Consider the following 13,425-nt stretch of genomic DNA (forward strand, 5'->3'; position numbering starts at 1 on the left):
ATCGATGTTGAACATGGAGAGGCAATCTCTGTCCGCCTGCGTTGAAATTCGCGCAGGAAGCGCCGATCTTTGAGCATGTTCTGCCTTAGATTGGGAGCGGCTCATGGAAGGCTCGCCTGAAACGCCCTGGGCACCGGCAAGCGTCAGCGTCTCGCGCGAACGCCATGAGGCCGGCACGATCGTGCTGCCGCCGGTCAGCGACCATCGCATCGTCGTGCATGCCAGCCCCGAGACATGGTCGTTCTGCACGATCACGGGAACCCGTCACCTCCGCCGGGAGGGTGACATCGACCTCGTTCCCGCCGGCGAGGAAGGCGGCCACGCGGCAGAGACCGCCTACGAAGCGCTGGAGATTCGGCTTGCGCCGCAAGTCCTTGAACAGGCCGCCTTCGAGATGGGATCCGGCAGACGATCGGGCCTCGACATGCGCCACATCATGAAAAACGAGCGCATCGTCTACATGGCCCTTGCGCTGGAAAGCGAGCGCCGCGCGGGCGCCCCAAGCGGCCCGCTCTACGCCGACACGATAGGCGTCGCGCTGGCAACGCAACTTGTGGGCCTGACGAAGCCCGCCGCGAATGCCGCCAGCGGACTTTCAGCTGCGCAGCTCAGGCGCCTCTATGATTTCGTAGAGGCCCATATCGACAGGCCCTTGACCATCGGGGTGCTCGCCCGCGTCGCAGGCGCGAGCAGTTCCCATCTGCGCAACGCATTCAAAAAGGCGACCGGCAGCACCGTTCACCGATTTGTCGTGCGCCGGCGGGTGGAGCGGGCACGACTGATGCTGGCGCAGGGAAGGCTGAGCGCCGCCGAAGTGGCGCTCGCCGCAGGGTTCTCGCATCAGTCGCACATGGCGCGCTGGATGCGCCGGGAGCTGGGCCAGACGCCGCGGTCGTTGCGAGCCGACCCGGTCGGGCCCCGGTCCATAGCGCCTTGACGCCCCGACTACGCCCTGGACCGGAATTCACGCCGGTTCCCACTTTCGGGAAACATATTTTGGGGCACGCCTTTGGCAAAGTCGCTCAAACGCGGATCACGACCTTGCCAAAGGGACCTCGCTGTTCACGCGGTCCGTCCGCAGGCACCCGATGCCGCTTCCAGGGTTCGAGCGGCGATCGACGAACTCGTTCTGCAAATGCCTGAGCGGCTCGCGGCGACCTCGACCGGATGATCGGCCGCGCCCTCAATTGAAGCTTCGAGCGGTTTGATCGGAAAGCCGGTCCGGAGATCAGGCGCTTTGGATGGCGATTGCGGTGGTGAGCAGGATCAGGCTCAGCATCGCCAACACCGCGCGGACAACGTGCGAGAGCTCCCACCGGTCACGAAGCGCAGTCCAATCGTCCGTTGGCGGGAGCGGCGCTCCGCCGCTGCCCTCGGTTGCGAAGAAGCGCTTTGCCGCAGAGGTCAGTTCCGTCTCTTGCAACCAGCGTTTGTTGATGGGCTGGGTCATGAACCAGAAGACAAGCTGCACGATGAGCAGCGCAGCCAACGCGCCGGCGATCAGCCAGAATTGGACTGGGCCGCTCGGCGTCAACATCAACGCGAATGTCGCAACGATCCCGCCGACCTCGGCGACGCCGCCTCCGATCGTGAAACCCGGATAGTAGATGCGTTGGACGACAAAATACTCTTGCCTGCCGAGCCGCAATTTGCCCGGCAATTCCAGCGCATGGGCGAGAGCCATGGCCATCGAGCTCGCCACCAGGATGACTGTCACGACCTGCAGTGAAACATACATCGCAAGTCCTCTCGTTTCGGCTCGACTTCCGAGCGACGCTTCGGATTGAACGTGACCGTCCTGACCGGGTTCCATCGAGCAAGGGTTTGCCAGCGGGCTTGCCGCAGGCTTCTCGCATCAGTCGCACATGGCGCGCTGGATGCGCCGCGAGCTGGGCGCGACGCCGAGGTCGTTGCGAGGCAAGGCGTCGGCCTAAACCTTTTCCGCCGACAGGCGTTGTTCGTTCAAGACGGACCGAGCGACTGCCAGCGGAGAGGATCACCCGATGTATTTCATGGCACTGGCCACCGACTACGACGGCACGCTGGCGCACAACGGCCTGGTCACTGCCAGCACGCTCTCGGCGCTGGAAAAACTGAAGAAGTCCGGCCGCAGGCTTGTCCTGGTCACCGGCCGCGAGCTGCCCGATCTCAAGCAGGTTTTTCCGGAGATCGGTCTGTTCGACAAGGTAGTCGCGGAAAACGGCGCGCTGATCTACACGCCGGCCAGCGAGGAGGAGCGCACGATCTCGCCCTCTCCTTCCACCGACTTCGTCGACAGGCTGAAGACCCGCGGCGTCAAGCCGCTCTCGGTCGGCCGTTCGATCGTCGCCACCTGGGAACCGCACCAGGCCACGGTGCTCGACGTCATCAAGAAGCTCGGGCTGGAGCTGGAGATCATCTTCAACAAGGGTGCGGTGATGATCCTGCCCTCAGGTATCAACAAGGCGACGGGTCTTGCGGCGGCGCTGGACGATCTCAAGCTGTCGCCGAGCAATGTGGTGGCAGTTGGCGATGCCGAAAACGACCACGCTTTCCTGAGGGCCTCCGGCTGCAGCGTCGCCGTGGCCAATGCGCTGCCTGCCGTCAAGGACACCGCCGATCTCGTCACCAAGGAGGCACGCGGCAAGGGCGTCGAAGAACTGATCCGCAAGTTGATCAAGCGCGATCATCTCATTGCGAGAAAGCGCTCGCGCGGCGTCCTGCTTGGAACCTCACGTGGCAAGGAGATCTATCTGTCGCCGGTCGAGACGGTGTTGATCGCCGGCAGTTCGGGCATCGGCAAATCGACGCTGGCCACGGCGCTGACCGAACGGCTCGTCGAGAAGAGGCTGCAATTCTGCATCTTCGACCCGGAGGGGGACTATGACGGGCTGAAGGGCGCAGTGCCGCTCGGCAAAGGCTCGACCGCGCCGAACAAGGAACAATTGCTGGAACTGATCGAAAAGCCGGACACCAATGTCGTGGTCAACGGTTTGGCGCTGAAGGTCGACGAGCGGCCCGATTTCTTCGCTGAACTGCTGCCGGGCCTCGGCAATGTCCGCTACCGCACGGCAAGGCCGCACTGGCTGATCATCGACGAAGCGCATCATCTCCTGCCGAAGCGCCGCGAGGACACGCGCGCCGTGCTTTCGCTCGAGCTGCCGGGCACCGTGCTGATCACGGTGCATCCGGAAGCAATCTCGACGGGTGTCTTGCACCTGGTCACGGCGGTGATCGCGCTCGGCCCCAAGGCGAAGGACGTCATCAAGACCTTCTGTAAGGAGACCGAACTGGAGGCGCCCAAGAACATTCCCACCCCAAAGGGCGACCGCGTGCTGGTATGGCGGCCGCATGACGACAAGAAGCCATTCACGGTCAAGGCGATCGAGCCCGGCCAATCGCTGAAGCGGCACAGCCGCAAATATGCCGAAGGCGAGCTCGACGAGGCGGGCAGCTTCTATTTCACCGGACCGAAGAAGGCGATGAATCTCAGGGCCCACAACCTGATGATCTTCGCCCGGATGGCGGAAGGCATCGACGACAAGACCTGGGAATATCACCTGCGTGCCGGCGACTATTCGAAATGGTTCCGCCAGCAGATCAGGGACAAGGAGCTGGCGCGCGAAACGGCCGAGGCCGAGAAGGACAAGCGTCTATCGCCCGAGGAGAGCCGCAAGCTCGTGCTGGAGGCCGTACGCCGCCGTTATACGGCGCCGGCCACGGCACCGGAGAAATAGGAACTTAGCCGATCCGGTCCGGGCGCCAGGTGACCTCAGCTCGCCTCGCGCATCGCTTCGGCCGCCTGCAGGTCGACGGAGACCAGCTGGCTGACGCCCTGCTCGGCCATGGTGACGCCGAACAGCCGGTCCATGCGCGCCATGGTGATCGGGTTGTGGGTGATGATGACGAAGCGGGTCTCGGTGGTCTTCGCCATCTCTTCCATCAGATTGCAGAAACGCTCGACATTGTGGTCGTCGAGCGGCGCGTCGACCTCGTCGAGCACGCAGATCGGCGCCGGATTGGTCAGGAACACGGCAAAGATCAGCGACATGGCGGTCAGCGCCTGCTCGCCGCCGGAAAGCAGCGTCATGGTCTGCGGTTTCTTGCCGGGCGGACGGGCTAGGATTTCGAGCCCTGCTTCCAGCGGGTCTTCCGACTCGATCAGCTGCAGCTCGGCCGTGCCGCCGCCGAACAGATGCGAGAACAACCGCTGGAAATGGCCGTTGACCAACTCGAAGGCCGACAGCAGCCGCTCGCGGCCCTCGCGGTTGAGGCTCTGGATGGCCTGGCGCAGCTTGCGGATCGCCTCGATGATGTCCTCGCGCTCGGAAACGATGGTCTCCAGCCGCTCGGAAAGCTCCCTCTGTTCTTCCTCGGCGCGCAGATTGACGGCGCCGAGCCGCTCGCGCTCGATCTTCAGCCGGTCGAGCTGGCGCTCGATTTCGGCCATGTCCGGCATCGGGTCGTCGGCTTCGAGGCCTGTGTGCTTGATGACCAGATGCGGCGGCGTGTTCAGCGCTTCCTGGATGCGCGCCTCGACCTCGGCGCGCCGTTCGTCGGCCGCCGTCAGCCGCTCCTCGGCGCGGACGCGGGTCTCGCGCGCCTCGGCGAGCGACTGGATGGCGGCGGTCGCGGCCTTGTCGAGCTCGGCCTGCTTGTTCTCCGCTTCCTGCAGGCGGTCGCCGGCCGCCTGGCGCAGCGCCTCGGCCTCGGAAAGCTGCGACAGCAGCGCGCGGCGCTTGGCGTCGATCTCGTCGGGCGCGTCGGCCAGCCTCTCGCGCTCGACTTCCGCCTCTGCCTTGCGCTCACCGAGCGCGGCGATCTGCGTCGAGGCATTCTCGGCGCGCTCCAGCCAGCTCTTGCGCTCGGCGCCGATGGCTTCGAGCCGGCGCGTGCGCGCCTCTGCCTCGCGCCGCAGGCCCTCATGCACGGCGCGTGCGTCAGCGAGCGTGGCGCGGTCGCGCGAGACATTGGCGGAGGCCTGTTCGAGCTGGAGTTGCAGGTCGCCGAGATCGGGCGCGTCCTTCAGCATCTCCTCGGCTTCGAGGAAGGCGGCTTGAGTCTCTTCGTGACTATCGACGACCCGGGCGCGCGCCTCCTCTAGCGCCGCGCGCCGGCTCGCCAGTTCGCCACCGGCCTTCTCGGCCTCGGCCAGCGCGTTGCGGGCGGCGTCCAGCCCATGCTGGGCATCGCGACCGGCCTGACGGGCATTGCGCTCGGCCTCGCTCGCCTGGCGCATCGCCTGCTCGGCGCGCGCCAATGCTTCTTCCGCCTCGCGCACGACGCGGGTCGCCTGCACGGCCTCGGCGTCGAGCTCGGCCAGACGGTTCTTCTGCGCCAGACGCTGCGCGGCGGCGGTCGGCGCGTCGGCGCTGGCCGTCAAGCCATCCCAGCGCCAGAGCGCGCCGTCGCGGCTGACCAGCCGCTGGCCGGGGGCGAGCTGCGCCTGAAGGCGGCGCCCGTCGGCCGCATCGACAATGCCGATCTGCGCCAGGCGGCGGGCAAGCTGCGCCGGCGCGCGTACCACGCTGGCAAGGCTCTTCACGCCTTCGGGCAATGCCGCATCGCCGGGCAGGACCGCGCTTTCGCCCCAATGCACCGGGGCGCTGCGGTCGAGCGGCACGTCGAGGTCCTCGCCAAGTGCTGCACCCAATGCAGTCTCATAGCCGCGCTCGACGCTGATCTGTTCCAGCACCGAAGGGAAGAGGTCGCCACTCGCGGCGTTGAGGATCTTGGCCAGCGTGCGCGCTTCGGTTTCGATGCGCTGCAATTCCGCCTTGGCGTCCTGCAAAGGCGGGCGGGCGGCGCTTTCGGCGGCGCGCGCCTCGGCGACCGCCTGCTCGGCGGCGATGGCGCCGGCCTCGCTCTCTTCCAGGCGGGCGAGCGCGTCCTCGACCAGAAGCCGCTTTTCGGCGGGATCCGGCAGGCCGGAAATGCGCGCGACGATATCGGAGAGCTCGCGATCGACCTCGGCGAGCTGGCGGGCGAAGCGTTCGCGGCGCTCGGCGGTTTCGCGCAGCGTGCGTTCGATCTGGTGGCGCGAGGCGGCCGCCTCGGCGCGTTCGGCGGTCAGCGCGGCAAGTCTTGCCTCGCTTTGCGACAGCGTCGCGCCGGCTTGCTCGAAGGCGGCGCGCGTGGTGGCCTCGCGCTCGGCGGCACCTGCGTTTTCCGAGTTGAGCTCGGCTTCCTCGGTGCGAAGACGTTCCAGGATGTCAGCGTTGTCACGCACCATCCGCTCCTCGCGGGCGATGTCGGCGTCGAGCTGCTGCAGCCGGCGTTCCAGCTCCGCCTGGCGGGAGCGGATGCGGCCGGCTTCCTCCTCGATCTGCGTCTTGGCGATCGAGAGGCGCTGGAAGGCAGCCGCCGCGGCGGCTTCCGCGTCGCGCAGATCCGGCAGCCGATGCGCTGCGATGCCCTGCTCCCTGGCGGCCGCCATCTGGGCGGCGGCGCGGTCGCCGACCAGCGTGGTGGCGACGGCAAGCGCGGAACGGGCCTCGCCTTCCTGTGTCTTGGCCAGTGCCCAGCGCAGGTGCAGCAGCGTCGCTTCGGCCTTGCGGATATCGGCCGACAGGTTCTTGAAGCGCGAGGCCTGGCGCGCCTGGCGCTTCAGGCTCTCGATCTGGCTTTCCAGCTCGCCGACGACATCGTCCAGCCGTTCGAGGTTCTGCTCGGCCGCCTTCAGCCTCAGCTCCGCCTCGTGGCGGCGCGTGTGCAGGCCGGAAATGCCGGCGGCTTCTTCGAGAAGCGCGCGGCGGGCCTGCGGCTTGGCCTGGATCAGCTCGCCAATGCGGCCCTGGCCAACCATGGAGGGTGAGCGGGCGCCGGTGGACTGGTCGGCGAAGAGCAGTTGCACGTCCTTGGCACGGGCTTCCTTGCCGTTGATGCGGTAAAGCGAGCCCGCCTCGCGCTCGATGCGGCGCGACACCTGCAGTTCGTCGGCATCGTTGAAGGCGGCTGGCGCGGTGCGGTCGGTATTGTCGAGGAAAAGCGTGACTTCGGCGGTGTTGCGCGCCGGCCGCGCGCCGGAGCCGGAAAAGATCACGTCATCCATGCCGGACGCGCGCATGTTCTTGTAGGAGCTTTCGCCCATCACCCAGCGCAGCGCCTCGACAAGGTTCGACTTGCCGCAGCCGTTCGGCCCGACGATGCCGGTCAGCCCGCGTTCGATGACGAACTCGCCGGGCTCGACGAAGGACTTGAAACCGAGGAGGCGCAGGCGCGAAAACTTCATTCGCGCCGCCCCACAGAGCCTAGAACGCCGAGGCGCGATCGCTTCGGCGCGGCCCGGACATCAGAGCAGAGGGTCGATGATGGCCGACATTTCCTCAATCGACATCGCCCCTTTGTAGGTCTTTCCGTTGATGAAGAAGGTCGGCGTCGAGTCGACCTTGAACTCGTCCGCTCCGCGTTTCTGGACTGCTCTCACATCGTCCAGAAGCTTCTGGTCCGTCAAGCAGGCCTCAAAGGACTCCTGTGTAAAACCGGCAAGCTTGGAAATCTGCAGCAGTGCTTCCTTGGTGTTGCTGACGCCAACCCAGCTCGGCTGCTGCTTGAACAGCACGTCGACCATGGCGAAATAGTTGTCCTTGGCGCAGCGCGCCAGCATGAAGCCGGCCTCGGCGCTCGGATCGAAGGGGAATTCGCGCAGGATGTAACGGGCCTTGCCCGTGTCGATATACTTGGTCTTCAACTCAGGGAAGGTGGTCGCGGCGAAATGCGCGCAATGCGGGCATGTCATCGACGCATATTCGACGATGGTGACCTTGGCGTCGTCCTTGCCGAGCTGCTTTTCGGGCAAGGCGCCGGGCTTGAGCAGTTCCGCCATATCGACCGTGCCCTGTGCTTCCGGCACCTGAGCCGCCGCCGGCGTGGCCGGCTTGGCTGGCGTCGACGGATTGGCGGGCTTCACATCGGCCGCCTTGGCATCCTCGCCCGAGTCGCTGCATGCGGCGAGCAGCGCCACTGCCGGAACGGCTGCCAGCGTGGTCAAAAGGTTCCTGCGGGACAAAGAGCGGTTCATGCGAATCACCTGGTATCGGTTGGATTTTGCAATGCAAGGGCTAGAAAAGGCGAGAGTTGGCGCGAATTAAGGCATCCTCGTCCCCAATCCAATCGCCAAATTTTTCGGGCGCAATCACGAATACGCGATATTGACGACAATTTTGCAGCATGCCGCATGTCTTTTCCCGGAACCGCTGCACACTTTCGGGAGACATGCTCATGGCCTTTTTTGTCCCAGGATGGTCGCTCCGAGCCGCTCCAGCGAAGCGCGCAGACCATCGTCCTCGATCTTGCCGACCGTGCGCGCCAGCTTCGACTTCTCGGCCTCGCTGAGCGGCCTTGGCGCCGGTTTCGGCCGGGCTTTCGCCGAAAGCACCGGCTTCTGCAGGATCTTGATGCGGCCGATGGCGTTGAAGCCCAGAAAGGCGTTGACGCGGTTGATGACCTCGCCGGCCTCATGCTGCAGGTGCAGCGCCGCCATACCTTCGCAGGCGATGACCAGCACCGCCGGCTCGAACGGGTCGTCCTCATGCAGGCGGCGCGGCCACTGGATCTTTTCCGGACGCGAGTGGCTGGCCAGACGCGGTCCGGCGATCTCTTCCCAGGATTGCACCAGCCCGATCGAGATACCGGCGCGCTTCTTCAGCACCGGATCGAGGATCTCGGTCGCGAGATCGCTCACCGGAACGGGATTGCCGAAGGGCCTTTTCCCTGCCATGTGCGTTCTCCGATCCCCAGTTCATCCGATCAATGGCACCGCAAGACCAGACCCGCAAGGCCGAGAAGGCCGACAACAGCATCGCCGCCCGCCTGCTCGCCTGGTACGACGCCCATCATCGCGACCTGCCCTGGCGCGTGACGCCGGGCGCATTCTCGCGGGGGGCAAGGCCGGACCCGTACCGCGTCTGGCTCTCCGAGGTGATGCTGCAGCAGACCACGGTCGAGGCGGTGAAAGCCTATTTCCGAACCTTCACCGAGAAATGGCCGACCGTCGTGGCGCTGGCCGCAGCTCCCGCCGAGGACGTCATGAAGGCTTGGGCCGGGCTCGGCTACTATTCCCGGGCGCGTAACCTCAAGGCCTGCGCCGATCTCTTGGCGCGGCAGGGCGGCCGTTTTCCCGACACCGAGGCCGGACTGAAGGAATTGCCGGGCATCGGCGCCTATACGGCGGCGGCGATCGCGGCGATCGCCTTCGACCGGCCGGCCGCCGTCGTCGACGGCAATGTCGAGCGCGTCGTCTCGCGGCTTTATTCGATCGAGACGCCGCTCAGCGAGGCCAAGCCCGAAATCCGCGCGCTGGTCGAGAAACTGGTGCCGCAGACACGGCCCGGCGACTTCGCCCAGGCAATGATGGACCTTGGCGCGACGATCTGCACGCCGCGCCGGCCGCGCTGCATGCTGTGCCCGGTGCGCGAGGATTGCAGCGCCATTCTCGCGGGCGATCCGGAGCGTTTTCCCGTACGCCTTCCCAAGGACGACAAGCCGCTCAGGCGCGGCGCCGCCTTCGTTGTCGAGCGCGACGACGGCGCCGTTCTTTTGCGCAAGCGGCCGGACAAGGGGCTGCTCGGCGGCATGACGGAAGTTCCGACCACGGCCTGGACGGCGCGAGTAGACGGGGCGACCACCAAAGACGCCGCGCCCTTTCCGGCCGAATGGCGGCGTGCCGGGCGGATCGGCCATGTCTTCACGCATTTCGCGCTCGAACTCGACGTCTTTCATGCCCACATCAAAGGTAATGTTCCGAGCGGGGGCGATGCGCCGGATGGGCATTTCTGGTCGCTGGCCCATGACATTTCCGGGGAAGCGCTGCCCACTGTCATGAAAAAGGTAATCGAGGCAGCGATACCGGGCAGGACCAAGAAACAGCACCCTCACTGAAAGGCCTGCAATGACTGAAATCCGCCACATCGTGTTCGACATCGGCAGGGTGCTGATCCACTACGACCCGGACATCCCGTTCAGCCGCCTGATCCCCGATGCCGGCGAGCGGAAATGGTTCTTCGACAACGTCTGCACCAGCGCCTGGAACATCGAGCAGGACCGCGGGCGGACATGGGAAGAGGCCGAGGCGCTGCTGATCGCCGAGCACCCTGGTCATGCCGAGAACATCCGCAACTTCCGCCGCTACTGGCACGACATGGTGCCGCATGCCTATGACGACAGCGTCGCCATCATGGTCGGCCTGATCGAGAGTGGCCGCGACGTGACGATGCTGACCAATTTCGCCGCCGACACTTTCACGGAGGCCCGCCAGCGCTTCGGTTTTCTCGACCGCCCGCGCGGCGTCACCGTCTCGGGCGAGATCGGCCTGATCAAGCCGGATCAGGCCATCTACGACCATCACGTCGCGTCATTCGGCCTGGAGCCGGCCGCCACGCTGTTCATCGACGACAGCCAGAGGAATGTCGATGGCGCCAAGGCGGCCGGCTGGCAGGCGGTGCTGTTCACCGACGCCAGGGCGCTTAAAGCAGACCTTGAGCGGCTCGGGATTGCGGTCTGATCTGAATCATTTGCGGCGATCCGCTAAAGTCTTGATTCAAGAGCGGTTCGGCGATTTTCATGGAAACGCCCAACCGCTCCAAATTGTTTTCCGCAATTCCGAACGGAAACCCGCTGAGCACTTTTCCTGGAATTGCTTTGGCGGATCAGGCCCCTGCCCGCTCCATGCCGAGGCGGGCGATGCGGCGCAGCTCGTCGATAGGGGTCAGGCCGCCGCTGCGCTCATAGTGCCAGAAGGTCCAGCCGTTGCAGGCGTCCAGCCCCTGCACTTCGGCGCCGATCTTGTGGATCGAGCCGGCGCTGTCGCCGATGGCCAGTGTGCCGTCGGCGCGCACCTTCGCGGCCCAGCGTTTCTTGGCGTCGTAGAGGATGGCACCCGGCGCCACCAGGCCGGTGTCGATCAGGCTGATGAAGGCGACGCGCGGTTCGGCGCGCTTGCCCGAAAGCACGGTGAGATCGGCGTTTTCCAGCGGGCGCACCGCGGCGATGCGCTCATTGGCGGCATCGATATAGGCCTGCTCGCGCTCGATGCCGACGAAGTGGCGGCCGAGGCGCCTGGCGACGGCGCCGGTCGTGCCCGAGCCGAAGAAGGGATCGAGCACGACATCGCCCGGCCTGGTCGAGGCCATCATGATGCGGGCAAGCAGCGCCTCCGGCTTCTGCGTCGGATGCAGCTTGTTGCCGTTCTCGTCCTTCAGCCGTTCGCCGCCCGTGCAGATCGGGAACAGCCAGTCGGAGCGCATCTGCAGGTCGTCGTTCGACGCCTTCAGCGCTTCGTAGTTGAAGGTGTAGCCCTTGGCCTTCTGGTCGCGCGAGGCCCAGATCATCGTCTCATGCGCGTTCTGGAAGCGGCGGCCGCGAAAGTTCGGCATCGGGTTCGTCTTGCGCCAGACGACGTCGTTGAGGATCCAGAAGCCGAGATCCTGCATCCGGGCGCCGACGCGGAAGATGTTGTGGTAGGAGCCGATGACCCAGATGGTGCCGTTGGGCTTCAGCACGCGCCGCGCCGCGAGCAGCCAGGCGCGGGTGAAGGCGTCATAGGCTTCAAAACTCTCGAACTGGTCCCAGTCGTCGTCGACGGCGTCGACCTTGGACTGGTCAGGCCGGTGCAGGTCGCCGTCGAGTTGAAGGTTGTAGGGCGGGTCGGCGAAGACGACGTCGATCGACTTTTCCGGCAGCCTGTCGAGAGCCGCGACGCAGTCGCCTTTCAGGATCGTGTCCAGCCATTCGGACTTAAGGGGAGCGTGGGAGAGCTCGTCGAGAAGACGCACGGCAGACATCAAATCACCCAAAGCACGCGTTACGGTTTACTGCCTGTTATGGTTACCGATCAGCGTAAACATTCGGTGAAGGCTGATCAGCGTTGCGCGATTTGCGAAGACCGGCCCATTGGTGTATGCCGCGCCGCTTGAGCCAGCCAGGCCATGTTTCCTCCCCAAGTTCCGGATAGCCATGCCCCAGCCAGACCTTGTCATCTTCGATTGCGACGGCGTGCTCGTCGATTCCGAAATCATCGCCGCGCGCATCGAGGCCGAGCTCATCACTTTGGCCGGATACGAGATCTCGGCCGAGGAGCTAGCCGAGACCTATGCCGGGCTGACCTTCAAGGACATCCTGATGCGGGTCGAGGAGAAGTCGCAGATACCGCTCCAGGCCTCGCTGATCGACCGCGCCGAAGAGCTGGTCGACCGCAAGCTGCGCAGCGACGTGCGCATCATCGACGGCGCCCGCGAGGCGGTGGCGGCCGTCACGGCTCCGCGTGCCGTCTGCTCCAATTCCCGCAAGGATCGGGTCGAGTTCATGCTGGAGAAGGTGCGTCTGTTGCCGTTCTTCGCCGGCCACATCTTCTCCGGGCTCGACATCCCCAGCAAGAAGACGAAGCCGGCGCCGGACGTGTTCCTCTACGCCGCCGAACAGCTCGGCGCGAACCCGAAAAACACCTTCGTCATCGAGGATTCGGTGCACGGCATCACCGGCGCCAGGGCAGCCGGCATGCGCGTCATCGGCTTCACCGGCGCCGGGCACAGCTATCCCGGGCACGCCGACGCGCTGACCGAGGCGGGCGCCGAGACCGTCATCCGCCGCTGGGCTGAGCTGAACAGCACGATCGCGGCACTGTCGGAGTGGTCGGAAGACGCCTAGAGCCTGCCTAGCGTCTGGCGCGACGGAACTGATCAGTTCGTCGCGGCGACGCGCTTCTTCCTCTTGCCCTTGGACTTGTCCCCGGGTGCCGGCGTGTTCTCGTCATAGCCGGCATAGGCCTGGTAGTCGCGTGCGGTCGGCTCCGGCACCACGACATTGGCGTCGGTGAAGACGAACTGCGTGGCGGCCGACGGATCGGTGACCTGAACCTGGTACTGGTGGAGCTGCGAATAGAGCACGTCAGGCCCGTGCTGGACCGCGACGCGGATCGGCATGGTGACGGTGCCCGGCGCGAACATCGGGCCAGGGACGACCTTGCCGGCGACCGCGATCTTCATCGTCAGCTGGCCGTTTTCGTGCGTGCAGTCGCGTGTCACGTCCGCAATCGAGGCCTGGTAGATGATCTTGGCCGGATCGCGATTGGGATCGACCGGCGCGCCGTCGGGTCCGGTCTGCGCGGCCGCGGCGGCCGCCGCGTCGGCGCCCTCGGGCGCATCGCTCTTCTTTTTCTTCGGCTTGGCGGTTGCGCCCTTGGCATAAGTGTTGAAGAAAGCAGTGCCGTCGCGCAGCGTCACCTTCGGGCAGTAGGCGCGCAGCTGGCTGGCAACCACCTTGGGGTCCTGCGGCGGCGGCGGAGCGGTCGGATCCTTCTTGCCGAAGCCGAAGTCCAGGATGCCGTTGTCGCTGGATTGGCAGCCGGCGGCGGCAAGCATAAAGCCGGCAAGCGCCAGACCCGCGACAAAACGACGGTTGACCGAATTAAACGCCATAAACTGCTCTTCCCTCTCACAAAGCCGGTGACGT

The 13,425-nt window shown here is 65.6% G+C and carries 11 protein-coding genes; 5 read left to right on the plus strand and 6 right to left on the minus strand.

The annotated features are described in order from the left end of the window. Positions 1-103 precede the first annotated feature (103 nt). Complete coding sequence (locus tag EN853_RS19585; protein ID WP_127861167.1) at positions 104-937, plus strand: AraC family transcriptional regulator; 834 nt, start codon at positions 104-106, stop codon at positions 935-937. 291 nt (positions 938-1,228) lie between these two features. On the opposite strand, the gene EN853_RS19590 is transcribed toward EN853_RS19585, so the two are convergent. Continuing rightward, entirely contained in the window at positions 1,229-1,690 is a 462-nt protein-coding gene (locus tag EN853_RS19590; RefSeq protein WP_245517123.1) for an anthrone oxygenase family protein, read from the minus strand. A gap of 313 nt (positions 1,691-2,003) precedes the next feature. On the opposite strand from EN853_RS19590, the gene EN853_RS19600 reads away from it, so the two are divergent. Further along, a complete protein-coding gene (locus EN853_RS19600) occupies positions 2,004-3,716 on the plus strand; it encodes an HAD family hydrolase (RefSeq protein ID WP_127861166.1) in 1,713 nt (570 codons plus the stop codon). A gap of 35 nt (positions 3,717-3,751) precedes the next feature. Here EN853_RS19600 and smc read toward each other — a convergent pair whose 3' ends face one another. The 3 genes from smc to EN853_RS19615 all read right to left on the minus strand — a co-directional run bounded on the left by smc (position 3,752) and on the right by EN853_RS19615 (position 8,698). After that, complete coding sequence (gene smc, locus EN853_RS19605; protein ID WP_127861165.1) at positions 3,752-7,210, minus strand: chromosome segregation protein SMC; 3,459 nt, start codon at positions 7,208-7,210, stop codon at positions 3,752-3,754. A gap of 60 nt (positions 7,211-7,270) precedes the next feature. Further along, positions 7,271-7,999 (minus strand): DsbA family protein, encoded by a 729-nt coding sequence (locus EN853_RS19610; protein WP_127861164.1) that lies wholly within the window; start codon positions 7,997-7,999, stop codon positions 7,271-7,273. A gap of 198 nt (positions 8,000-8,197) precedes the next feature. Next, positions 8,198-8,698, minus strand: coding sequence for a DUF721 domain-containing protein (locus EN853_RS19615; RefSeq protein WP_127861163.1), 501 nt, complete (start codon positions 8,696-8,698; stop codon positions 8,198-8,200). Positions 8,699-8,730: 32 nt separating this feature from the next. Here EN853_RS19615 and mutY point away from each other — a divergent pair, with 32 nt between their 5' ends. Together mutY and EN853_RS19625 are read left to right on the plus strand one after the other, a co-directional pair. Next, positions 8,731-9,858 carry an A/G-specific adenine glycosylase gene (mutY, locus tag EN853_RS19620; protein ID WP_127861162.1) on the plus strand — a complete coding sequence of 376 codons (1,128 nt, stop codon included), beginning with the start codon at positions 8,731-8,733 and terminating at the stop codon, positions 9,856-9,858. 10 nt (positions 9,859-9,868) lie between these two features. Beyond that, positions 9,869-10,480: an HAD family phosphatase gene (locus EN853_RS19625; protein WP_127861161.1), complete on the plus strand. Its 612-nt coding sequence runs from the start codon at positions 9,869-9,871 to the stop codon at positions 10,478-10,480. Positions 10,481-10,625: 145 nt separating this feature from the next. On the opposite strand, the gene EN853_RS19630 is transcribed toward EN853_RS19625, so the two are convergent. Further along, a complete protein-coding gene (locus EN853_RS19630) occupies positions 10,626-11,759 on the minus strand; it encodes a site-specific DNA-methyltransferase (RefSeq protein ID WP_127861160.1) in 1,134 nt (377 codons plus the stop codon). Positions 11,760-11,931: 172 nt separating this feature from the next. Here EN853_RS19630 and EN853_RS19635 point away from each other — a divergent pair, with 172 nt between their 5' ends. Continuing rightward, positions 11,932-12,621, plus strand: coding sequence for an HAD family phosphatase (locus EN853_RS19635; protein WP_127861159.1), 690 nt, complete (start codon positions 11,932-11,934; stop codon positions 12,619-12,621). Positions 12,622-12,653: 32 nt separating this feature from the next. Here the strand turns inward: EN853_RS19635 and EN853_RS19640 are convergent, their stop codons facing one another. Continuing rightward, a complete protein-coding gene (locus tag EN853_RS19640) occupies positions 12,654-13,391 on the minus strand; it encodes a hypothetical protein (RefSeq protein WP_127861158.1) in 738 nt (245 codons plus the stop codon). Positions 13,392-13,425 lie beyond the last annotated feature (34 nt).

The organism is Mesorhizobium sp. M1C.F.Ca.ET.210.01.1.1 (assembly GCF_004791585.1).
Lineage (GTDB): Bacteria > Pseudomonadota > Alphaproteobacteria > Rhizobiales > Rhizobiaceae > Mesorhizobium.

Coding starts and splice junctions, on each gene's coding strand:
- mutY (WP_127861162.1), top strand. CDS start 8,731: ATGGCACCGCAAGACCAGACCCGCAAGGCCGAGAAGGCCGACAACAGC.
- EN853_RS19585 (WP_127861167.1), top strand. CDS start 104: ATGGAAGGCTCGCCTGAAACGCCCTGGGCACCGGCAAGCGTCAGCGTC.
- EN853_RS19635 (WP_127861159.1), top strand. CDS start 11,932: ATGCCCCAGCCAGACCTTGTCATCTTCGATTGCGACGGCGTGCTCGTC.
- EN853_RS19600 (WP_127861166.1), top strand. CDS start 2,004: ATGTATTTCATGGCACTGGCCACCGACTACGACGGCACGCTGGCGCAC.
- EN853_RS19630 (WP_127861160.1), bottom strand. CDS start 11,759: ATGTCTGCCGTGCGTCTTCTCGACGAGCTCTCCCACGCTCCCCTTAAG.
- EN853_RS19610 (WP_127861164.1), bottom strand. CDS start 7,999: ATGAACCGCTCTTTGTCCCGCAGGAACCTTTTGACCACGCTGGCAGCC.
- EN853_RS19640 (WP_127861158.1), bottom strand. CDS start 13,391: ATGGCGTTTAATTCGGTCAACCGTCGTTTTGTCGCGGGTCTGGCGCTT.
- smc (WP_127861165.1), bottom strand. CDS start 7,210: ATGAAGTTTTCGCGCCTGCGCCTCCTCGGTTTCAAGTCCTTCGTCGAG.
- EN853_RS19615 (WP_127861163.1), bottom strand. CDS start 8,698: ATGGCAGGGAAAAGGCCCTTCGGCAATCCCGTTCCGGTGAGCGATCTC.
- EN853_RS19590 (WP_245517123.1), bottom strand. CDS start 1,690: ATGGCCATGGCTCTCGCCCATGCGCTGGAATTGCCGGGCAAATTGCGG.
- EN853_RS19625 (WP_127861161.1), top strand. CDS start 9,869: ATGACTGAAATCCGCCACATCGTGTTCGACATCGGCAGGGTGCTGATC.